Here is a 21,496-nt window from a genome sequence, read left to right as displayed (position 1 = left end):
TCCACACCATTTTACCATATCGGCCCCCATTAAAAACAGCCACCAACTCCCAGTCATTATCTAGATTCCCGTTACTTGACAAATAATTTATATCCTTTATCATTTTTTAAAGATGGAATTTTCGGAAGGGATTTGACTGCATGAAACGTTTAATCGCTTTTTTGATTCTTTTTATACCCGGTGCCTTTGCTGCCTATGGCATAAAAATAATGAGGGACATGGTATTCGGTATTTTACAGCCCCCCTATCCATTCCTTTGGCTGCAATTTTTAATAGGACTGCTCATTACGATAGGCGGAATAGCCTTTATCGCCGGCTTCGTCCTACATCGAGATCGAAAACAAAATAAGGTCCAGAGCAGGTTCAATAAATTTTAAACGCAAAAAGAAGGTGCCTTTGTATGGCACCTTCTCAGTTTGTAGACAAAAGGGGGTCGGAATTAAAAAATTCTGAACCCCTTTTGTCTTTGTTAATTAGGTAGCTTTTAATCGCTGGTGTTTTATAAGCTCAATCTGCGGCAACAGCTTCCGGTTTTCCAACTTTCTCAATCACTTGTTCAACTAGTGGCTCTAAGATCTGACTGTCATGTGTATTTCCAAGTGTTACAATCGTTCCCAATACAAAACCGTTGCGGTCTGCTGCCGCGTGGAATGAATAGGCAAACTGTTCTGTTCGTTCATCTTTCACATAGTTACAACTCTCAGAATCCGTTGTACTTTCTTTAATCTCTTTGGTCTCTTCTTTATCAAATTCATCAAGGCTTTTTTCCATGGTTTTCACGATCTTGATTGATTTCTTCTTGAAGACGTCCTTGATACGCTCGTGTTTCTTTACGAACGATTTTCTTATTTCCGTTTATTCGCACTGGCTTTCACATGTGTGGAATCCACGAAAACGTGTTCAGCACTTATTAACTTATTATTAGCAGCTGTCATTAAAATGCAAAAGTTGTTCCATCTAAAAGGTAAGACAAAGTTGATTGGAACGGAAGGTACGAGACTCCTGCGGGAAAAGCGCGTCTAGGGGAGACCCCGCAGGCGAAAGCCGAGGAGGCTCCACGACCGCCCGCGGAAAGCGAGTGCCTGGAGTGGAAATCAATGTCCAAATTGTACAAGCCATAAAAATAGACAAACTCGATTTTCATCGAGTTTGTCTAAAGTCTGAGAAGGTGCCTTGTATGGCACCTTCTTTCTTTATCTTGACTTCAATTCTTCTCTTATCCGTACCGCTGCTTTGGGGAAATCGGTTATGATGCCGCTGCACCCCAATATGAATAACCGCTTCATCTCGGTTTCTTCATTAATGGTATAGGGCCTTACAGGAACACCCATACTAACCGATGATTGGATGAGTGCATCAGGGGCAGCCCGGATATTTGGGTGAATTGCACTTCCGCCTATTGCCTTGGCATATATCCACGGCATGTATAGGCCATCCCTATATAGCGGTGCCGTTTCCAATTCTGGTGCCAATCGATGGCAATTGACCAAACTGTAATGATTGAAAGAAGAAAGGATTATCCTTTCCTCCATTTCGTAGGTACGGATGAGCCGGATGACTTTCTCTTCCAAGCCTGGATACAGAAAAACCGTATTTTTCAATTCAATATTGCAAAAAAGCTGATTATCATTAAGCCAAATAAACAGTTCTTCAAGCGTGGGAATCTTTTCTTTACCAAAATTGCCCTTATGGGTTGCGGACGCATTAAGGGTTTTCAACTCCTTTAAGGTCCGGTCTTTTACATACCCCGAGGCATTCGTGGTCCGATCGAGCTTTTCATCGTGGATGATGACCACTTCTCCATCTTTCGAGAGCTGGACATCCGTTTCAATTCCGTCCGCACCGACACGGGCAGCTTCCTTGAACGCCGACATCGTATTTTCCGGATGAGTTCCTGCAGAGCCTCGATGTGCAAAGATTAAGGTCATGATGAAACGCCGCCTCTCCCAAAAATTGTTATACACCGATTTTATGAACAGAAACAGCAAATTATTTTCATCTAGATCTATTCTGCAATCAAAACGCAGGTGATTATTTTCTGCTTAGAAGGTTCCTTTCCTCAAATCACCCCACTTCTTTTACAATCTGATTTGTGCCGCTTTTTCACCCAAACAAAAACGCCTTTTATTTATGGGATTTGCTGCAAAATCCAATAAATAAAAGGCGTTTAATTTTTTTAACCGGCGTAAAAAGATTTGAAGTTGCCGATTAGAAAAAATCACGAAGCAACTTCTTCCTGTCCTTTACCTCCAGACGGAGAGTTCCTATTTATATTTAGCGGCTCTAGCCTTTATAAGGTCAATAGTTACCCTGAGTCTTAACAACCGGTATTACCCTACCCCTGTCAAGAAGCTTTATGTTCGAGGCGCAGCTTATCGGCAACCATGGCGATGAATTCGGAATTTGTAGGTTTTGCCTTGGTCATGCTTACGGTATAGCCGAAAAGAGATGATATGGATTCTATATTTCCACGGCTCCATGCCACTTCAATCGCATGCCGGATAGCACGTTCAACTCGGCTGGCCGTAGTATTGTATTTTTTTGCGATATCCGGATATAAAACTTTGGTGATGGAACCCAATAGTTCAATATCATTATATACCATGGATATGGCTTCCCTTAAATACAAATAGCCCTTAATATGTGCAGGCACTTCAATCTCGTGAATGATGCTGGTGATGCTTGCATCAAGGTTCTTCGGTTTGGATTCATTTTGGGGTCGATAGCTAAATTGACTATGATTTTTTAAAACCGCCTGCCCTTTACCGCTTACCTGACGGATATGATTGGCCAGATTTTCCATATCAAATGGTTTCAGGATGAAATAAGACGCACCCAAATCAACTGCTTTTTTCGTAACATCTTCTTGACCAAAGGCAGTAAGCATTATCACATTAGGCATGGCACCCCGTTTTACTTCACGAAGTTTCTCAAGTACACCTAACCCATCTAAATGAGGCATGATAATATCGAGGATCAAAATATCCGGATCAACGCTTTCCAGCATACCCAGGCAATCTTGACCGTTATGTGCCACCCCAATCACTTCCATGTCTTCCTGTGCAGAAATGTATTCTTCCAGAAGGCCAACAAGTTCTCTATTATCATCTACAACGCACACCTTAATTTTTTTCACGCTTGATTTCCTCCTCAACTACAATTGGTCTTTTTTTCTATATGACTAAATTCTATTGTAATTGAACTTTTCGACAATGGAAACTAAATTCCTTTTATTTTTGAAAAAATATAAGGAATTCAATATTATTCTCCGGATATCTCTTGTTTTCGACTTCGTTTGCTATTGGAATAAACCGTTTGTCGAAAAATCTTCATATCGTTTTCATTTTATCACATCGTTCCAAAAAAACCTCTATTTTTTGAAGAAATCAAAATTAATTCCGACCCAAACCTATGCTAATCATAATTTTCCATTAAAAAGGGGCATCCAAAAGGATACCCGGATTCTTAGCTTGCCTTTTCATAATTATCTTTGTCGTATATATTTATACCGGCTTCGTTTAACATCCATTCGATATGGACTCCATACCCACTTGTAGGATCATTAACGAATACATGGGTGACTGCACCGATTAATTTCCCATTTTGAATGATAGGACTGCCGCTCATACCTTGAACGATCCCACCCGTTTTTTGAAGCAATTCTTTATCCGTCACTTTTAAGACCATTCCTTTGATTGCAGGAAACTTCTGTGGGATGGAACTGACGATTTCGACATCGAATTCCTCCACTTCAGAACCATTCACCACTGTAAGGATTTTTGCTGGCCCTTCCTTTACCTCATGGGAAAGGGTGATGGGGAGTGGTTTGTCGTTAATTCCATTTTTAAAATCTTGATTTAATTTCCCAAAAATGCCAAAGGGACTATTGCGATTGATATTTCCTATTTTTTCTTTATTGGAAGAAAAGCGTGCCAATTTTTCTCCTGGATCACCATTGCTTCCTTTTTCGATGGATGTGACCGTCGATTGAACGATCTGTCCGTCCTTAACAACAATCGGCTTTTTTGTATCCATATCGGATATGACATGTCCCAACGCCCCATATTTTTTTGAATCCGGGTGATAAAACGTCATCGTTCCGATGCCAGCTGCCGAATCACGGATATACAAACCCAATTTGTAAGTTCCTTCATTCTTATCTTTTAGCGGTAATAAGGTACTATGAAGCACTTCATTATCACGGTTAATGACAATTTTCAACGCCTCACCCTTTTCACCTGCCTGCTGAACAAAAGGGGTTACATCCCCCATCTTCTTTATCGTCTGACCATTGATTTCTGTAATAATATCACCGATTTCAATTTTAGCTTTTTCTCCCGGTGATTTCTTCCCCTGCGCCGTATCAATAAGATGATGACCTACTACGAGCACCCCAAGAGTATTAAGCTTCACTCCAATGGATTGGCCTCCAGGCATGACCCTAAAGTCTTTTAACACCCTGATGTCGACCTTTTTGGCAGGCAAGCCTGCTACATCGAGTAACACTTCATTCGTACCTGGTTTCTCGGCACCAAGCGTAATCGAAGCTTGTTCATCATGAAGTGAAATTCCATCACTGGATCCCGAAGTTTTTGCAGAAACAGGCAATGATTTGGAAATACTATATTGACTTCCTTCAAATAGTACAAGATGATTTGGAATTAAAAAATATTCACGAGATGGCTGGTATAACCCTAATGTTAATAGCGAAACAAGGAGAATTCCACCGATGATCCTGTTTATCCATATAAATTTCAATCCATTCACTCTCCTCGCTCTCTGAAACTTTATGGCTACACCTTTAATTTAGCCCTCATGACAGTCATTTATAACAGGTGCAAAAAATAAAAGCTATCCGTTTTTGGATAGCTTTACAATGAATGCTTATGATAAGTTTAAATAATCTCCTTACAGGCCCATCAAGATGTAATCTTCAGCCTTTTGGCCAGCTGGATTAATTCATTGGCATGTTGTTTCGTCAAGTCCGTAATCTCTACTCCCGAAATCATCCTGCCAATTTCTTTTATTTTTTCAGTTTCAATTAGCGGCTTGACCGAGGTATTCGTGCGTCCGGCCCTTACATTTTTCGCTATGAAAAGGTGAGTATCCGCCATTGCTGCCACCTGTGGCAAATGGGATATGCACAATACTTGTGATCCAGTTGCCACTTTATAGATCTTTTCGGCAATGGATTGTGCAACCCGTCCGCTCACACCTGTATCCACTTCATCAAATATAATGGACGTTATCCCTTGATGCTTGGAGAAAATGCTTTTCAAAGCCAGCATGATCCTCGACAATTCTCCACCAGATGCGATTTTAGAAAGAGGTTTTAACGGTTCACCTGGATTGGTGGAAATATAAAATTCCATTGAATCCAGCCCTGACTGATTAATGCCCCTATCTGACAATTCATCAAAAGTATAGGCTGTCTGAAGGAAATGAGGTTCAAAAATTGTTTTTTCCATATATAGATCCTTTAATTCCTGATGAATCTTTTTGGTTAGCTGCTGAGCGAATTTCTGGCGAAGTTCAGACAGATTCTTTGCTTCGACGATAAGGTCTGCCTTGATGGATTTCATTTCCTTTTCAAGCTTCGCGATATGGGTTTCCCTATTTTGCAGCTTTTCGACTTCTTCTTCAATTGCGGCCCCATATTCCAGGATTTCCTCGATGGTCCGTCCGTATTTACGTTTTAATTGATTTATTTCATTAAGTCGACTTTCAATGAATTCCACACGTTCTGTATCATAATCCAAAGAGTCCAATTGGTCCCGGATGTTTGACACAGCCTCTTCGAGCAGGAAGTAGCTATTTGAAACGGTTTCAGAGCTGTGCTTTAAACCTTCATCAAGCCCTGCCGCTTCCTCCAAATTATTCATGGCTACGGAAAGCCAATCAATTGCATGCTGCTCACCATTTAAAGCATTATAACTGGTTTGCAGCGCTTCATGGATTTTTTCGAAATTATTAATTTTCTTCCGTTCTTCCATCAATTCTTCATCTTCGCGTAATTTCAAATCAGCTTTTTGGATTTCATCGAATTGAAACTGGATCAAATCAAGGCGGTGGACCATTTGCTGTTCATTTTGGCTCAAACCATTCAATTGTTTAGAAGCGGTTTCATATCGTTTATATAACTTTTGGTATTCAGTGAGTGCAGCTGCGATTTTTTCACCGCCGAATTGATCAAGCAGAGGAAGATGGAGTCGTTCATCCATTAATTCCTGATGTTCATGCTGACCATGGATGTCTATCAATGTTCGCCCTATCTCACGTAAAGTGGAAATCGTCACCAGTTTCCCATTTACCCTGCAAACGCTTTTACCGCTTTGTGAGATATCCCTTCGAAGTATCGCCATCCCATCATTCATATCCAGGCCAAACTCTTCCGCTTTGGCAAAGACCGGGTGTTTTTCATCTTCAATTTGGAATAATCCTTCTATTTCAGCCTTCGACTCACCATGCCGAATGAACTCTGCAGAACCACGTCCCCCAACCAAGAGATGAACGGCATCTATTATGATTGACTTCCCTGCACCTGTTTCTCCTGTCAAGACCGTCAAGCCTTTTTCAAATGAAATGGACAGGCTGTCTATGATCGCAAAATTCCTAATCGATAGTTCTGTTAACAAACTAGATCACCTCACAACATTATTAGAGCATGTCCAAGAATTTGCCGGAAATGATCTTTGCATCTTCCTCGGAACGGCAGATAATTAAACATGTATCGTCGCCGCCGATCGTCCCGAGTATTTCTTGCCAATTTAAATTATCAATCAATGCACAGATGGCCTGGGCATTACCCGGGAGCATTTTCATAACCAGCAAATTGTTGGCTGAGTCTATGCGTACAAAGGCATCGACAAGGATCCTCTTTAATTTTTGAAGTGGATTGAAACGCTGGTCGGCCGGCAGACTGTATTTATACCTTCCATCCGTTAAAGGAACTTTTACAAGGTGAAGCTCTTTAATATCCCTTGAAACGGTGGCTTGAGTTACATTGTATCCAGCTAATTTCAATTCTTCAACTAACTCATCCTGTGTTTCGATATCATTATTCGTTATAATGTCCCTTATTTTTATATGTCGTTGTCCTTTATTCATAAGTAGAAGCACCTCTTCTCAACTGTTGCTCATTTAATGGTAATGGTATCACTTTCATTTCTTACTTAAGCAAGCTGCCCAATTTGCCTCGGTATCATCCGTACGTGCAAATAGGCCGCTTTACTAAGTGGCTAATATTAATGTTATCGGATTTTTATGCAATTGTACAACTTTTTCTCTAAAATGAATACAAGTCTAATTTTTGCACTTACCTATTTTATGTATCCACCTTTAAACGATTCAAGTTCATGACGACAATGTATAGTCAAAAAGCTCCTTTAGCCAACCATTCAGCCAAAGGAGCCATACAAAGTTCTAACTATTCTTTTTTAAATTGGGCATGTGCCTCTCCAACGATGTCATCAACCGTTTTCGAAAGCAATGATGCTCCATCTTCCTTCGGCCCTTGCCAGTGTAAGTGAAGTAAGAATTCAATATTTCCATCACCGCCGGTAATCGGTGAGAAGGAGGCATCCTTAATATCATAGCCTTCCTTTAAAGAAAAAGAAATGATCTTATCCAACACTTGTTTATGGATTTTGGGATCACGAACAATCCCCTTTTTACCCACTTGATCCTTCCCGGCTTCGAATTGCGGTTTAACCAAGGCAACGACATCACTATTCGGGACGAGCAAGGTCTTTAGTACCGGTAAAATTAACGTAAGCGAGATGAAGGAAACATCAATGCTTGCGAAGTTTGGCATCTCCCCGTCGAGATCGGCGGGTGTAACATAACGGAAATTGGTTCTTTCCATTACTTTTACACGCTCATCCTGCCTAAGCTTCCAGGCAAGTTGATTATAGCCGACATCAAGCGCATAAGACATTATGGCGCCATTTTGCAAAGCACAATCCGTAAACCCGCCAGTTGATGATCCGATATCAAGCAGTATTTTTCCATTCACTTGTAAATCGAATTCCCTTAATGCCTTCTCAAGTTTAAGACCGCCTCTTGAAACGTAAGGCATGACTTTTCCTTTGATCGTGAATTCGAGATCGACCGGCACTTTTTCCCCCGGTTTTTCGTATCTCTCTTCATTCGCGTAGACAAGGCCTGCCATAACCATACGCTTCGCTTTTTCACGTGTGTCGGCCAAGCCTTGTTCTACAAGTAATACATCCACTCTTTCTTTCATCACTTTCATATTTTCAGGCCCTTTTTTCTTTTTTGGGTGTTATCATTTTAATCTTTTTGATGGCTGTCTCAGTCGTCAGACCGATTTCATCAAGAAGTTCATCGACGCTTCCATGTTCAATGAAATAATCAGGTATCCCCATTCGATCTATAATTGCCCCATAAAATCCTTGATCATGAGCATATTCAAGAACAGAACTACCAAAACCACCTTGAAGAACCGCTTCTTCTATTGTCAGGATTGGCATTTTTTCACCAAGGAGACTGCTCAGCATGTTCTCATCCAAAGGCTTAATGAACCGGGCATTGACCACCTTTACTGAATAATCCTCTTTCTCGAGCAGTTCTGCCGCTTCAAGTGCCATGGGAATCGTTGTGCCGAAAGTTAAGATGGCAGCATCCGTTCCTTCTTTAAGAACTTCCCACGAACCGATCGGAATCTGCTGTAATTCAGCATCCATCTCAACTCCCCAACCATTCCCACGAGGGAAACGCATGGCAATCGGACCATCATTATATTTTAATGCCGTATTGACCATATGCTGGCCTTCGTTTTCATCTTTCGGCATCATCAGCACCATATTCGGTACGTGGCGCAAGAAAGCAATGTCGAAAACGCCTTGATGCGTTTCACCATCGGAACCAACCAATCCGGCACGATCGATTCCTATGAATACGTTCAAATTCTGACGGCAAATATCATGCACCACCTGGTCATAAGCCCTTTGCAGGAAGGTTGAATATATAGCCAGGAATGGTTTCATTTTTTGCGTTGCCAATCCGGCTGCAAAAGTTGCAGCATGCTGCTCGGCAATCCCTACATCATAGAAACGCTCTGGGAACTCTTGAGAGAAGCCCACCAATTTCGAACCTACGGGCATTGCAGGTGTAATCGCGACAATCCGCTCATCGTCACGGGCTAGCCTGCTGACAGTATCGCTTACGAGAGCGCTCCAAGCAGGACCCTTACTAGGGGATTTCACGAAATCACCTGTCTCGATCTTATATGGGCCTGTCCCATGCCAGTTCCCGGTTGTGTCCAACTCGGCAGGTGAATATCCCTTGCCTTTTTTCGTGATGACATGCAGCAGGACCGGTCCCTTCGTTTTCTTGGCATATCTTAAATTCTCAAGCAATTCTTCATAATTATGTCCATCTACTGGTCCAAGGTAAGTGAATCCGAGTTCTTCGAAAAAGATTCCTGATACCAATAAATATTTCATGCTATCCTTCAAACGTTCAGCTGTAGCCGCAAGTTTACCACCGACTGCAGGAATTTTTTTCAAAAGCAGCTCCAATTCATCTTTTGCCCAGTTATATTTACCTGCTGTCCGCAATCTTCCCAATATCGTGTGTAAGGCACCTACATTGGGGGCTATGGACATTTCATTATCATTCAGGATGACGATCATGTCCTTTTTTTCATCACCGATATGATTCAACGCTTCAAGCGCCATCCCCCCTGTTAGGGCACCGTCTCCGATTACAGGCAAAATAAAGCTGCTTTCCCCTTTAATATCACGGGCAGCCGCCATCCCCATTGCAGCTGAAAGGGAAGTCGAACTGTGACCGGTTTCCCAAACATCATGGGGGCTTTCAATCATTTTAGGAAAACCGCAAAGACCTTTATATTTCTTTAAGGTGTCGAACTCTCCTGCTCTGCCAGTCAGGATTTTATGGACATAGGATTGATGTCCGACATCCCATAAAATTTTATCATTCGGACTGTCGAATTCTTTATGCAAGGCTATAGTCAACTCGACGACACCTAAATTGGGACCAATGTGCCCACCGGTCACAGATAATTTTTCCACAAGGAATTTCCGTACTTCCACACTTAACTCGACAAGTTCTTCATTATTCATCTTCTTCAAAAAAGAAGGGTCTTTTATAGATAGAAGATCCAAACAGGACCACTCACTTTCTGTCATTTTCGGTGGTTAGCATAAACAAAGCCACATGAAAGAGGGCTATGGAAGACTTGACCGAAAAATTGGTTTTAAGTTAAAAAATAGCCGCCAACACCCAGGTGATTTCGGCGGCTTATTATACCTATTTTATCACGTATCTCAATTTAAAAATTCATTTTGATTTTCACATATTTTTGCACAATGAGTATACCACAAAACCTCAATTGATAACAAATTTAGCCACAATCAATGATTACGGTTCGCAATTAAATCAGTTAGTTCATTCAACAAACCCGTTTGTAAGGTTGTTTTTCCTAAAGCGGCATGGGCAAGTTCTATATGATGTTCCAACTTTTGCTTTGCCCCTTGAAGGGTTAGTAAAGAAGGATATGTGCTTTTATGATTCCCCACATCACTGCCAACCGGCTTGCCGATCAACTCGACTGACCCTTCAATATCCAGAATATCATCGCGAATTTGAAAAGCAAGCCCCAGGTGGTATGCAAAGTCACGTAAATGCAGTTGCTGTTCTTCACTCGCCCCTGCTAATATAGCACCGGAAAGGATGCTTGCAGTCAATAACTTCCCTGTTTTATGTTCATGTATATACTCCAATTCCTGAAGGGTCAGCCGTTTATTCTCACCTTCCATATCGGCAACTTGCCCCCCAACCATTCCCTCGGCTCCGGCAGACTTCGCAATTTCACTTACAAGGTTCAGCTTCATTTCAGCCGTGACCTCGGGATTGGTCATATCCGTCACCAATTGAAAGCTATAAGTAAGAAGTGCATCACCTGCCAGTATGGCCACCGCTTCACCGAACACTTTATGATTCGTCGGTTTTCCGCGGCGGAGATCATCATCATCCATTGCCGGTAGGTCATCATGAATCAAAGAATATGTATGAATCATTTCAATGGCAGCCGCTGCAGGAATCCCTACCCTCAAGCTTTTTCCAAAGGCCTCCAAAACCGCAAAGACCAATAATGGGCGAATCCGTTTACCCCCTGCCTGAAGTGAATAGATCATGGCTTCTTTGACTACTGCCGGAGCTTTAAGTTTATTGACATATTCGACGATTTCCCGTTCTATAATTGCCTTATATTCATTAGAAAACATTTCAAAGGACGCCGTACCCATGTCATTCTTCCTCCTGTACAGCAAAGTTTTCAAGTTCCCCATCTTCGCGTAAAATTTGAGTCAACTGATCTTCAACAGCCTTAAGCTTTGAATGGCAAAGCCTTGATAAATCCATTCCTTGTTTATATATCGAAATGGCTTCTTCCAAGGGCACATCGCCTTCTTCCAACTGCTCTACAATTTTTTCGAGATTCTCCATCGCTTCTTCAAATGTAGCTTCCTGTTTTTTTGTCATGATTCAATCCGCTCCTTAATTTCTTTAATTTCACATTCAAGAGTTCCATCTTTTATCGAAACCGCTATCTTATCCCCTTTTGATACTTGCTGTGTACTTTTCACTAATGTCTCATCCTCAGCAAAAACCAATCCATAGCCCCGTTCCATGATTTTTAGTGGACTGAGAGCAGATAAAGTGGCTGTAATATGGACGAACTGCTGAGATTTATGCCGATAGATGGCTTCCATGGCCCTCCGTAATACCTTTGCATGCTGCTGCAGTTCATCTTTCGCATTTTTCACCGCTTGTTCAGGATGCTGCTTTTTCAAAACATCGTTCAGCTGATTCAGCTCATCTCTCTTTTTCATGAAATATCGCGTGCTGGTCCTCCCTAGCCTGTCCATCGTCTTGTCTAGTTGTTCCAGCTTCTGTTCGTACATTTTATGCGGGTAACGGAAGGCATAAGACCTCTCCATCCTGGTCAAACGGGTTCGTTCAAAATTCACTGCTTCTTGAATGGAGCGGGTCAATCGATTCTTGCGGTTCATCAGGCGTTCGAGTATTTCATTCAAGTGAGGAACCGCTAACTCTGCTGCACCAGTCGGTGTAGGAGCACGCATATCGGCGACAAAATCAGCAATCGTAAAGTCGGTTTCGTGACCGACAGCAGAAATTACAGGTATATCGGAATCATATATAGATTCAGCCACTATCTCCTCATTGAAGGCCCATAGTTCCTCGATCGACCCGCCGCCCCTTCCGACAATGAGAACATCGCTTTCCGCCCTTGCGTTCGCCATGGAAATTGCCTTGGCAATCGATTTAGCGGCATTATTCCCTTGTACAAGTGCTGGATAAACGATTATCCTGGCAATCGGATATCTCCGCTTGATGGTTGTCAGGATATCTCTTAATGCAGCTCCGGTCGGCGAAGTTATGACCCCTACAGACTTAGGGTACTGCGGGATCGGCTTCTTATGTTCGGCCAAAAACAAGCCTGCCCCCTCCAGCTTTTTCTTCAGCTGTTCATAAGCAAGATATAAATCCCCCACACCATCAGGGGCCATGCTTTTCACATAAAGCTGATACTGTCCTCCAGCTTCGTATAATGATATATCACCCTTAACAAGTACCTTCATGCCATTTTCAGGCAAGAATTTCATCCCTTTATTATTGGCGGCAAACATGACGGAGAGAAGTCGTGCCTTCTCATCCTTTAAAGTAAAATACATATGCCCGCTTGTATGTTGTTTAAAATTCGAAATTTCACCTTTTATGTATACACTTTGCAAATGGGGGTCGGCATCGAACTTCCTTTTGATGTACTTCGTTAAAGCCGACACACTCAAATATTGTTGGTTGCTCATATAATGTCTCCTTCCGATGGAAATCGGATATACAGAAAACTCACCTATAGATTATCATAAATCCATGAATGGAAAAAAGCGGTCTCCCGTTATTATAAAACAAGAGGTCCGCTTCTTTAAAATAATTTAACGTTTTTTTCAGCTTTTTAATGCTTGCTTGTTTGATTCAAGTGCTTTTTGAGCAGATTTGACCGTATTCTTCATAAGCATCGTAATCGTCATGGGACCAACGCCTTTAGGAACAGGTGTAATGTATGAAGCCTTATCTTTCACTTCATCAAACGCCACATCACCGCAAAGCTTCCCTTCATCATTCCTGTTCATTCCGACGTCAATGACGATTGCGCCTTCTTTAATATGGTCACTCGTGATCGTGTCCCTCTTTCCGACCGCTGCCACAACGACATCGGCTTGCTTGGTATAATAAGCAAGATCCTTTGTCCGTGAATGACAGTATGTAACGGTTGCATTTGCGTTTAAAAACAATTGTCCGGCTGGTTTTCCGACGATATTACTTCTCCCTACGATGACAACATGCTTACCTTCAAGGTCATAGTCGATATACTCAAGCATCACCATGACGCCGTACGGAGTACAAGGTAAAAATGCATCTTGTCCCGTCATCATCCGCCCAATATTAATCGGGTGGAATCCATCTACATCCTTTTCAGGGGAAATCGCTTCAATGATCGCCTTTTCCTGAATATGTCCAGGCAAGGGCAGCTGCACCAATATACCATGAATGCTGTCATCCTGGTTTAATTCAGCAATGCTCTGAATTAATTCCTCCTGAGAGAGATCCGCAGGCTTTTTAATTAGTACGGAATGCATCCCCAAGTCCTCACAGGCCTTTTGCTTATGGCGCACATAAGTTTGAGATGCTTGATTGTCACCCACCAGGATTACAGCTAAACCCGGAACGACATTTTTTTCCCGTAACTGTTGAACTTCCTTACTGATTTCCTGCCTAACTGACTCTGCAATTTCTTTACCATTAATGAGTTGAGCTGACATGTGTTTATTCCTCCCAAGTTAATTTTGCTAAAGAAATTGCTGAGAGAATCCTTGTTCAAGACTGCAGCTTTAGCTGCCGCTTTTCACCTTCACTTTGGATAAAACGGCATTTACAAAGCTGCTTGATTGATCATCACCGAATTTCTTAGCAATTTCAATAGCTTCATTCATTGCAACACTTACAGGAACATCTTCACTGTGAATCATTTCATAAACCGCGATCCGCAGTAAATTCCGATCAATGTTCGCCAGTCTTTCCAACGTCCAATTCTCTAAATTGTCCCTGATCATTCCATCAATTTGTTCACGATTTTCCGTTATCCCCATTACTAATTTCTTGAAATAATTATCAGTGGGAGCACCATCCAGTACGCTTTCCATTGCTTCTTCTGCATTCGAGTTGGCAATATCTATCTGATATAGTGCTTGAAGGGATTTTTCACGGGCTTCTCTTCTTTTCATAATCTTACTCCTTTTACATCTACTATTATATATGAAAATGCTAGAACAAACGAACATTAAATAACATTTTTTCAAAAATATTAAGATTCTCGCTATATTATTTATAAAAACAAGCTAAATCCCACTAAATTAAAGGCCAAAAGATTCAATATCTTGATTCAAGATTACATTTCAAGATTACTTTCCAATTAAACGGCCAACACAGTCCCATACTTTTTGAAAGTGTCAAAAAGCTCTTGCCTAGCTTTCATGCTCATATTTCACCTTTTACACTCTAACAGAAATCACCCTTGAATTAAAGGGAAATTTCCAGACACCGCCTTATTATGTTCATTTAAATTTAATATTATAAGCAGGCCCCAAAAACGGGTATCTTTGAGTTTACATTCAAAAAACAAAAACCCGGCTTTTTGCCGGGTTTTTGCAGGTGTGAATCGAATGAAGCCCACTTACACTTCTTGTTCGTAATCCGCTTCTTGTTTAGCGTTTTCAAACGCAATGCCCACTACATGAATGTTCACTTCGCCAGCGTCGATAGCGGTCATATTCAATAAAGCTTCACGAATGTTATCTTGCACTTCCTGAGCAACTTTCGGAATTGAAACACCAAACTTCATGACACAATAAAGTTCAACTTTGATGGATTCTCCCGTTAAGTCCACTTTAACACCTTTACCGTGGTTCTTTTTACCAAGCTTTTCAACAACACCCGTAGCGAAGTTCCCGCGCATATGTGCAACACCTTCAACTTCCGATGCAGCGATACCCGCAATCACCTCTATCACCTCAGGCGCAATCTCCACTTTGCCCAGCCCACTATTATAATCATTCATTTCGAGTAATTGGCCTTCCATTTCACTCATTCAAAAGCACCTCCTGTCTTCCTTTACATTATGAGTTCATTACATCATATATTTCAAGGAATTTGGTATTAAATTCCCCGGAAACAAATTGTTCATGCTGAAGTAACTTAATATGGAAAGGAATTGTGGTACTGATCCCTTCAATGACAAACTCACCCAAGGCGCGTTTCATCTTCTCGATCGCCTCTTCTCTAGTCGGTGCATGGACAATCAATTTAGCGATCATGGAATCGTAATACGGCGGTATCGAGTACCCAGGGTATGCCGCAGAATCAACACGAACCCCGTAGCCGCCTGGAGGTAAATACATTTGAATCTTACCTGCGGAAGGCATGAAATTCTTTTCTGGATTTTCGGCATTGATCCGGCATTCGATAGACCATCCGTTATATGTGACATCCTCTTGCGAAAGCGATAGTTTGTTGCCTGAAGCAACTTTGATCTGTTCTTTAATCAAATCCACGCCCGTTACCATTTCTGTAACTGGGTGCTCAACCTGGATACGTGTATTCATTTCCATAAAGTAGTATTTTCTATTCACATAGTCATAAATAAATTCTACTGTTCCGGCACCTGAATAGTTTACGGCAAGTGCAGCCGTCACAGCGGCCTGCCCCATTTCCGCACGTATTTCACCATCCAACGCCGGTGACGGGGTTTCTTCAACAAGTTTTTGCAAACGTCGTTGGACCGTACAATCACGCTCACCTAAATGGATGGCGTTGCCATGATTATCTGCCATGACCTGTATTTCAACGTGACGGAAGTCCTCAATGAACTTTTCAATATACACGCCAGGATTCCCGAATGCCGTCGCGGCTTCCTGTTGCGTGATGTTAATGCCCTTGATGAGATCTTCTTCCGTCCTTGCGACGCGGATACCTTTACCGCCTCCGCCTGCAGTAGCTTTGATGATGACTGGATAGCCCATTTCATTAGCTAGTGCTACACCCTCATCCGTATCTTTGATTATGCCTTTAGAACCTGGCACGATCGGTACACCAGCTTTGCGCATGGTTTCCCTTGCTACGTCCTTTGTTCCCATTTTATTGATCGCTTCGGGGCTAGGACCGATGAAAATGATATTGCATTCACGGCATAGCTCGGCAAAGTCGGCATTTTCAGCTAGGAAACCATATCCCGGATGAATTGCATCGGATCCCGTTTTCTTGGCTGTGCTGATAATGTTGGTTGTATTTAAATAACTGTCTTTTGATAATTTAGGACCGATGCAATATGCTTCATCAGCAATTTGAACATGTAATGCTTCTTTATCTGCTTCTGAATAGACAGCAACAGTCTCGATTCCTAATTCCTTGCATGCCCGGATGATTCGGACAGCAATTTCCCCACGATTGGCAATTAATACCTTTTTAATCATTTAGAAACAGCTCCTCATTCCGGCTTTACTAAAAATAATGGTTGACCATATTCTACAAGCTGACCTTCTTTTACAAGGACTTCCACGATTTCACCGCTTACTTCAGCTTCGATTTCATTGAAAAGTTTCATGGCTTCCACGATGCAGACGATGGAATCCCCTGTCACTTTATCGCCTGCTTTTACGTATGCAGGTGAATCCGGTGCAGGAGATTGGTAGAATGTCCCTACCATCGGGGAAGTGATTTTATGTAAATTTTCCTGTTCAGTGACGGCAGCAGCCGGTTTTGCAGGTTCAACAGCTTTCGGTACTTCAGGGGCAGGGGCCGCTGCGGGCTTGACCTCTACAGCTGCATTGGCTTGAACAACATCTGGAGCAACTGCTGCTTGGTGTAATACTGTACCCGTTTCGGTTTTTTTCAATTTAATTTTCGTTCCTTCATTTTCGAAAACGAATTCACCGATATTTGATTGATCGACTAACTTAATAATTTCACGAATTTCTTGCACTTTCATTTTGTGGCACCCCTTGTCTAATTTAATATGAGTTTGTGAGGCAATAATATTTTATGTAACCCTACCCTTAGCTTATCCTACTTTGTCCAATACTGCACAAAGTAGCCGCTTTCTTTACGCGAATGCGAATAAACTGACTACAAACCTCATCTGTATTATAACAGATATTTCACTTTCTCAAAATATTGTTTCCCTAAGAAAATTGAAAAGTTTATGACCAGCTTCTAACATCATACAATATTAGCTTATACAAATTCAATGATAGATTAATTGTTACTGAATATCCATACTTCCATCTTACACCTTTATTATAATATTGTGAATATTTATCAACTTGGGCGCCTTAACGCTTGCTCTTTAATTTTGCATTTCATTCCTGGGAAACCAGCCATAATATCCATTGTAATTACTTTTCTAGAATATTACGGATGATCATTATCACCATTTCTATTTGAGTTCCTGATTCCAATCGACATAAAAAAACTTTTCCTCAAAAGTTTCCAGGTTTGTGAGATAGTTAATAAAATCATAATAAAAAGCCTCCCATTTTTTTATTAAGGGGGCTTTCAAATTTTTATGATGTTGAACTGTTCTGTATCAGTCACTTTTTTCTGTATGTGTGTTTACTTTTCCGGTTGGAAATCGACCACTACATTTTGTGCATCGCTCACTTCTTTCCTTACGAGGCGGATAATGTTATTGGCCTCTGTTTTCGTTTGTTTATCCGCCTTGACACTTACCTTAACATCCGTTCCGTCAACCCGGACCAGTGCGGCATTGTAATCCATGGCAACAATTAAGTTTTCAATGATATTTTCTTTCACTTTCGTTTCACTTAATTGTTCGATTTTTGCATAAGCCTCGTCTCTTTCTTCAGCTGATAGTTCTGTGTTGCCCATCTTAGCAGTCAATTCTTCATTCAGCTTCGCCCGTTCATCTTCAATCTGCATCCTTAACGATTCGAACTCATCTCCAGATGCAATGGTTACTGAGGAACCTTCTGCATTTTTGGAAGTTTCTTTTTCACTTTTATTTTCCCCTTTTGTCTCTGCTTTGTTCTCTGTTTTACTTTCTGTTTTATTTTCTTCCTGTTCCATTTGCTCTGTTGCCGTCATGTCGGCGGCATTTTCTTCAGGAGCGGTTAAATAATAGACTGAAAGCACAACGACCAGACTTAGCATAGTCAATAACCAAACGGTTTGTTTTTTTAATAACATGTAGATTTTCCCCCTTATTTTTTAGGCATGACAGAAACCCTGTGACTCGGTACGTCAAGTGAGCGTGTGACAGCCTCGATGATCCACTTCTTTATTTGAATGTTTTCGGCCCCTTTAGCGACTACCAGGACTCCTCTTACACTAGGTTTTTTCGTTTCCGAAATGATCGGTCCTTCTTTTTCACCGCTCTTGACCAAAACTAGCTGTTCATCAACGGATGTGTCTTCGACCGTCCTTTTGCCGCCTTCCTGGTCGGTTTCTTCAGTGACTTGTTTTTGGGTGACTTTATTTCTTTCATATACTTTTTTCTCGGATGCATCGACGTAGATTACGACTTTCACATCCTGGACGCCTGCGATGGATTCTAGCGCTTCCTTCATTTCATTCTGTAGATATATTTCATAGTCTTTTGTAGTCTTGAACTCTGATTTCTTCTGGCCGAATGTTTCAACATCCCCATCTTCTTCCTGCTGTTTATCATTATTGAATACAGTCGTCACTTCAGATGTTTGTCCCGTCTTGTTGGTGGTTAACAAATTCCCGGCCATCATGATTCCCGATCCCAAAAGGACAACTATTAGAGCATAGACATACAGGGAAGGTTTTTTTTCCTTAGGCTCTTTTTGGTCAGGGTCTTTATTTAATAGTTTTTGCAGCCAGGATAATGGACCTTTGTCTTTGTTCAATACTCAGTCACTTCCTTTCCCCGGCGATTTCAATGATCTCTTCATCAACAGACCAACTTGTTGCCAGAAACCTTTTGACAGCATCCAGATTGGCATCATTCGAAGTGGATGGGCTATCTGTATTGATATCAACCTTCGCTACTGCCTCTATCTCCGAGTTTTCTTTCCCTTCTGCCTTTTCCAATGAGATGGTTATGTTCTGCAGATCATCAACACCCGGCTCTTCCTCATTCTTGACCCCTACATCAATTGAACTAATCCTCATGTTATAATCCGCCATCAGCTCCTCTTCCACTTCTGCCTGTAAGTCAACAGCCATTTGTTTTAAAATATATGCACCCTGGGTAGCTTGTATTTCTTTTTTCTTCATTTCTGTCAAATTTCCTAAATCTTTTTTTTTCTGATCCTCAAATTCACTAGTGGCCGCAGTGAGAATATCATCGAAATCCTTATTGAATAATCCCAATATAGGAGTGATGATGATTGCAATCAGTAAAAGCCCGATAACCATTTTGGCATACTTCTGTAAAGCTGAATTCGGCAGAAGCATATCGATCACAGTAGCCAGCAGTACAAATATGATGATGTTGGATACCCAGCCAGCTAAAAAACTCACCAAGTCCCCCTCCTTTCTAACGAACCATCAGGGTAATGTTTCCAGAGGCGATGATTACCGTGATACTTAAAAAAAACATAAGTGAGACAATGGCCAATGCGGCGAAAATATAAATCATGCTTTTACTTATAATGTCAAGGCATTTTATTACAGGTCCTCCGCCCAGCGGCTGCAAAAGACTCGCTGCCAATTTATAGACAAAAGAAATCATCAGGATTTTTATGGCGGGAAATGTGGTAATGAGCAAGAGAATGATGACACCTGACAATCCCACTGTATTTTTCAAAAGGACGGAGGCACTAATGACCGTATCCGTTGCATCGGTAAACATGCGCCCTATGACCGGTATAAAGTTACCTGTCACGAATTTGGCTGTCCTGATCGTCACTCCGTCAGCTACAGCTGAGGATGCTCCCTGAACGGATATCACACCAAGGAATATGGTCATGAATGCTCCAAGGATCCCGATGGCAAAATTACGGAGAAGTTGTGCCAGCTGTGTCACTTTGTAATGTTCGGTCAACGTGCTGACTATGCTTAAAATCGCTGCAAAGAATAATAACGGAAGGACGACGAACTGAATCAAGATGCCGCTTGTATTCATCAAAAACATCAATACCGGATGAAAGAAGGCTGCCGATACAAGTCCGCCTGAAGCAGCTATCAATGCCAAGAGTAAAGGGATGAGCGCCATTAAAAAGGAAATCATCAAATCTATCGTATCTTTTGTATATTCAATCGCCACATGAAAACTGTTAAGTGCCAAAATGATCAGCACCATATAAACGATTGCATAAGCGACCTTACTTACGGAGCTTTGCTCGAACGCATTCTGCAAAGACTGGAGGAACATGCTGAAAACGGTTAATAAAATGAGTGACCCCAGCAGCTTTCCATTCACGAGCAGTTCATGAAAAATGAATTTTGTGATACCCTTTATCCATTCATCAAATGAAAATTTCTTATCGCCGCTTACAAAATCCATGAAGCTCCCTTTCTGGCTTTCCGGTAAGAATCCTCCATATTCCGTAACGATGTCATCCCAATATTGTTTGAGCTCATCGACGCCCAGCCTTTCTATTTGGGCTTGTACCAGTTCGGACTGCATGATCGGCTCTTGATCAACTTCACCATTTTCTGGATTTTCGGCAGCTTGTCCAATAGATGCATGCAAAAAAAAGAGTAAAACGAATAGTATGGATAAGTAAGGCATCCGCTGCTTCATACATTCACCTCATTGACTAGGAGTAATCCATTAACTTGGGAGCATCTTTAGAATCGTTTCGATAATGACGGTCAAAATCGGAATCGCCATGGCAAGAATCAAGATTTTTCCGCTCAATTCTATTTTGGAAGCGAGCGAACCTTGCCCTGCATCTTTTGTAATTTGTGAAGCGAATTCTGCAATATAGGCAATTCCGATTATTTTTAAAATGGTCTCTAGATACACGGTATTTACATTCGCATTAACTGCAATTTTTTCTAACATTAGAATGATTTCGTATATCTTGTCAGCTAAAAAAAGAAAAATGGAGCATCCTACAAAAACAACAAGCAGGAATGCTAAATTTGGTTTTTGCTCTTTGACGATCAGTGCCAAAAAGGTGGCAACTAGGGCAATGGCCACGATTTTTATGATTTCAATCGCGAATCCCTCCCTTACTGAAATAGAAATACAGATTTAATTTTTTGAAATAAATCCTCTACTACAGAAGCAACCATGAATAAAATATAGATAAATCCGAAAAGTGTCACCCACTGGGCATATTCCTTCTTCCCAACCTGATCGAGTATCGTGTGAAGAAATGCCACTACAAGCCCCACACCCGCTATTTTAAATATGATGTCCACGTCAATGCCCATT

22 protein-coding genes and 1 pseudogene are annotated in these 21,496 nt (G+C 41.4%); 1 reads left to right on the top strand and 22 read right to left on the bottom strand.

The window, feature by feature from the left end:
- The first annotated feature begins 140 nt into the window (after window positions 1-140).
- Window positions 141-377 carry a DUF2627 domain-containing protein gene (locus tag A6755_RS10795; RefSeq protein WP_034308264.1) on the top strand — a complete coding sequence of 79 codons (237 nt, stop codon included), beginning with the start codon at window positions 141-143 and terminating at the stop codon, window positions 375-377.
- 133 nt (window positions 378-510) lie between these two features.
- On the opposite strand, the pseudogene A6755_RS10790 reads toward A6755_RS10795, so the two are convergent.
- From A6755_RS10790 to spoIIIAC, 22 genes and pseudogenes are all read right to left on the bottom strand, one after another.
- Window positions 511-908 (bottom strand): annotated as a pseudogene (locus tag A6755_RS10790) (IS5/IS1182 family transposase); the annotation flags it as partial.
- Between the two features lie 285 nt (window positions 909-1,193).
- Window positions 1,194-1,928 carry a glycerophosphodiester phosphodiesterase gene (locus A6755_RS10785; protein ID WP_034308266.1) on the bottom strand — a complete coding sequence of 245 codons (735 nt, stop codon included), beginning with the start codon at window positions 1,926-1,928 and terminating at the stop codon, window positions 1,194-1,196.
- 416 nt (window positions 1,929-2,344) lie between these two features.
- Window positions 2,345-3,136, bottom strand: coding sequence for a sporulation transcription factor Spo0A (gene spo0A / locus A6755_RS10780; RefSeq protein ID WP_063590653.1), 792 nt, complete (start codon window positions 3,134-3,136; stop codon window positions 2,345-2,347).
- Between the two features lie 329 nt (window positions 3,137-3,465).
- Window positions 3,466-4,758, bottom strand: a complete 1,293-nt coding sequence (gene spoIVB / locus A6755_RS10775; RefSeq protein WP_063590652.1) for a SpoIVB peptidase — start codon at window positions 4,756-4,758, stop codon at window positions 3,466-3,468.
- A 161-nt stretch (window positions 4,759-4,919) separates the two neighbouring features.
- Complete coding sequence (gene recN / locus A6755_RS10770; RefSeq protein ID WP_063590651.1) at window positions 4,920-6,635, bottom strand: DNA repair protein RecN; 1,716 nt, start codon at window positions 6,633-6,635, stop codon at window positions 4,920-4,922.
- Window positions 6,636-6,657: 22 nt separating this feature from the next.
- Window positions 6,658-7,107: a transcriptional regulator AhrC/ArgR gene (gene ahrC, locus A6755_RS10765; protein ID WP_034308279.1), complete on the bottom strand. Its 450-nt coding sequence runs from the start codon at window positions 7,105-7,107 to the stop codon at window positions 6,658-6,660.
- A gap of 319 nt (window positions 7,108-7,426) precedes the next feature.
- Window positions 7,427-8,254 carry a TlyA family RNA methyltransferase gene (locus tag A6755_RS10760; RefSeq protein ID WP_063590650.1) on the bottom strand — a complete coding sequence of 276 codons (828 nt, stop codon included), beginning with the start codon at window positions 8,252-8,254 and terminating at the stop codon, window positions 7,427-7,429.
- Between the two features lie 4 nt (window positions 8,255-8,258).
- On the bottom strand, window positions 8,259-10,151 hold the full coding sequence (gene dxs, locus A6755_RS10755; RefSeq protein WP_063590649.1) for a 1-deoxy-D-xylulose-5-phosphate synthase: 1,893 nt from the start codon (window positions 10,149-10,151) through the stop codon (window positions 8,259-8,261).
- A gap of 249 nt (window positions 10,152-10,400) precedes the next feature.
- Window positions 10,401-11,294, bottom strand: coding sequence for a polyprenyl synthetase family protein (locus tag A6755_RS10750; protein WP_063590648.1), 894 nt, complete (start codon window positions 11,292-11,294; stop codon window positions 10,401-10,403).
- A 1-nt stretch (window position 11,295) separates the two neighbouring features.
- Entirely contained in the window at window positions 11,296-11,529 is a 234-nt protein-coding gene (locus tag A6755_RS10745) for an exodeoxyribonuclease VII small subunit (protein WP_034308286.1), read from the bottom strand.
- Window positions 11,526-12,878, bottom strand: a complete 1,353-nt coding sequence (gene xseA / locus A6755_RS10740) for an exodeoxyribonuclease VII large subunit (protein WP_063590647.1) — start codon at window positions 12,876-12,878, stop codon at window positions 11,526-11,528. The genes A6755_RS10745 and xseA overlap by 4 nt, the downstream gene beginning before the upstream one ends.
- A 138-nt stretch (window positions 12,879-13,016) precedes the next feature.
- Window positions 13,017-13,892 carry a bifunctional methylenetetrahydrofolate dehydrogenase/methenyltetrahydrofolate cyclohydrolase FolD gene (folD, locus tag A6755_RS10735; RefSeq protein ID WP_063590646.1) on the bottom strand — a complete coding sequence of 292 codons (876 nt, stop codon included), beginning with the start codon at window positions 13,890-13,892 and terminating at the stop codon, window positions 13,017-13,019.
- Between the two features lie 69 nt (window positions 13,893-13,961).
- Window positions 13,962-14,354, bottom strand: coding sequence for a transcription antitermination factor NusB (gene nusB, locus A6755_RS10730; RefSeq protein WP_063590645.1), 393 nt, complete (start codon window positions 14,352-14,354; stop codon window positions 13,962-13,964).
- A 449-nt stretch (window positions 14,355-14,803) separates the two neighbouring features.
- Window positions 14,804-15,208: an Asp23/Gls24 family envelope stress response protein gene (locus A6755_RS10725; RefSeq protein ID WP_222620245.1), complete on the bottom strand. Its 405-nt coding sequence runs from the start codon at window positions 15,206-15,208 to the stop codon at window positions 14,804-14,806.
- A gap of 37 nt (window positions 15,209-15,245) precedes the next feature.
- Window positions 15,246-16,598, bottom strand: coding sequence for an acetyl-CoA carboxylase biotin carboxylase subunit (accC, locus tag A6755_RS10720; protein WP_034308301.1), 1,353 nt, complete (start codon window positions 16,596-16,598; stop codon window positions 15,246-15,248).
- Window positions 16,599-16,612: 14 nt separating this feature from the next.
- Window positions 16,613-17,113, bottom strand: coding sequence for an acetyl-CoA carboxylase biotin carboxyl carrier protein (gene accB, locus A6755_RS10715; protein ID WP_034308306.1), 501 nt, complete (start codon window positions 17,111-17,113; stop codon window positions 16,613-16,615).
- Between the two features lie 623 nt (window positions 17,114-17,736).
- Window positions 17,737-18,330 carry a SpoIIIAH-like family protein gene (locus A6755_RS10710; protein WP_063590644.1) on the bottom strand — a complete coding sequence of 198 codons (594 nt, stop codon included), beginning with the start codon at window positions 18,328-18,330 and terminating at the stop codon, window positions 17,737-17,739.
- Between the two features lie 14 nt (window positions 18,331-18,344).
- Window positions 18,345-19,016 carry a stage III sporulation protein AG gene (gene spoIIIAG / locus A6755_RS10705; protein WP_048681803.1) on the bottom strand — a complete coding sequence of 224 codons (672 nt, stop codon included), beginning with the start codon at window positions 19,014-19,016 and terminating at the stop codon, window positions 18,345-18,347.
- Window positions 19,017-19,023: 7 nt separating this feature from the next.
- Window positions 19,024-19,632: a stage III sporulation protein AF gene (spoIIIAF, locus tag A6755_RS10700; protein WP_034308312.1), complete on the bottom strand. Its 609-nt coding sequence runs from the start codon at window positions 19,630-19,632 to the stop codon at window positions 19,024-19,026.
- A gap of 16 nt (window positions 19,633-19,648) precedes the next feature.
- On the bottom strand, window positions 19,649-20,857 hold the full coding sequence (gene spoIIIAE / locus A6755_RS10695) for a stage III sporulation protein AE (protein WP_034308314.1): 1,209 nt from the start codon (window positions 20,855-20,857) through the stop codon (window positions 19,649-19,651).
- 30 nt (window positions 20,858-20,887) lie between these two features.
- Window positions 20,888-21,268 (bottom strand): stage III sporulation protein AD, encoded by a 381-nt coding sequence (gene spoIIIAD, locus A6755_RS10690; RefSeq protein ID WP_237752113.1) that lies wholly within the window; start codon window positions 21,266-21,268, stop codon window positions 20,888-20,890.
- 23 nt (window positions 21,269-21,291) lie between these two features.
- Entirely contained in the window at window positions 21,292-21,495 is a 204-nt protein-coding gene (spoIIIAC, locus tag A6755_RS10685) for a stage III sporulation protein AC (protein WP_034308319.1), read from the bottom strand.
- Window position 21,496 lies beyond the last annotated feature (1 nt).

The sequence above is a fragment of the Peribacillus frigoritolerans genome (assembly GCF_001636405.1).
Lineage (GTDB): Bacteria > Bacillota > Bacilli > Bacillales > DSM-1321 > Peribacillus > Peribacillus frigoritolerans.
This window is presented reverse-complemented; position numbering and strand designations above follow the sequence as displayed.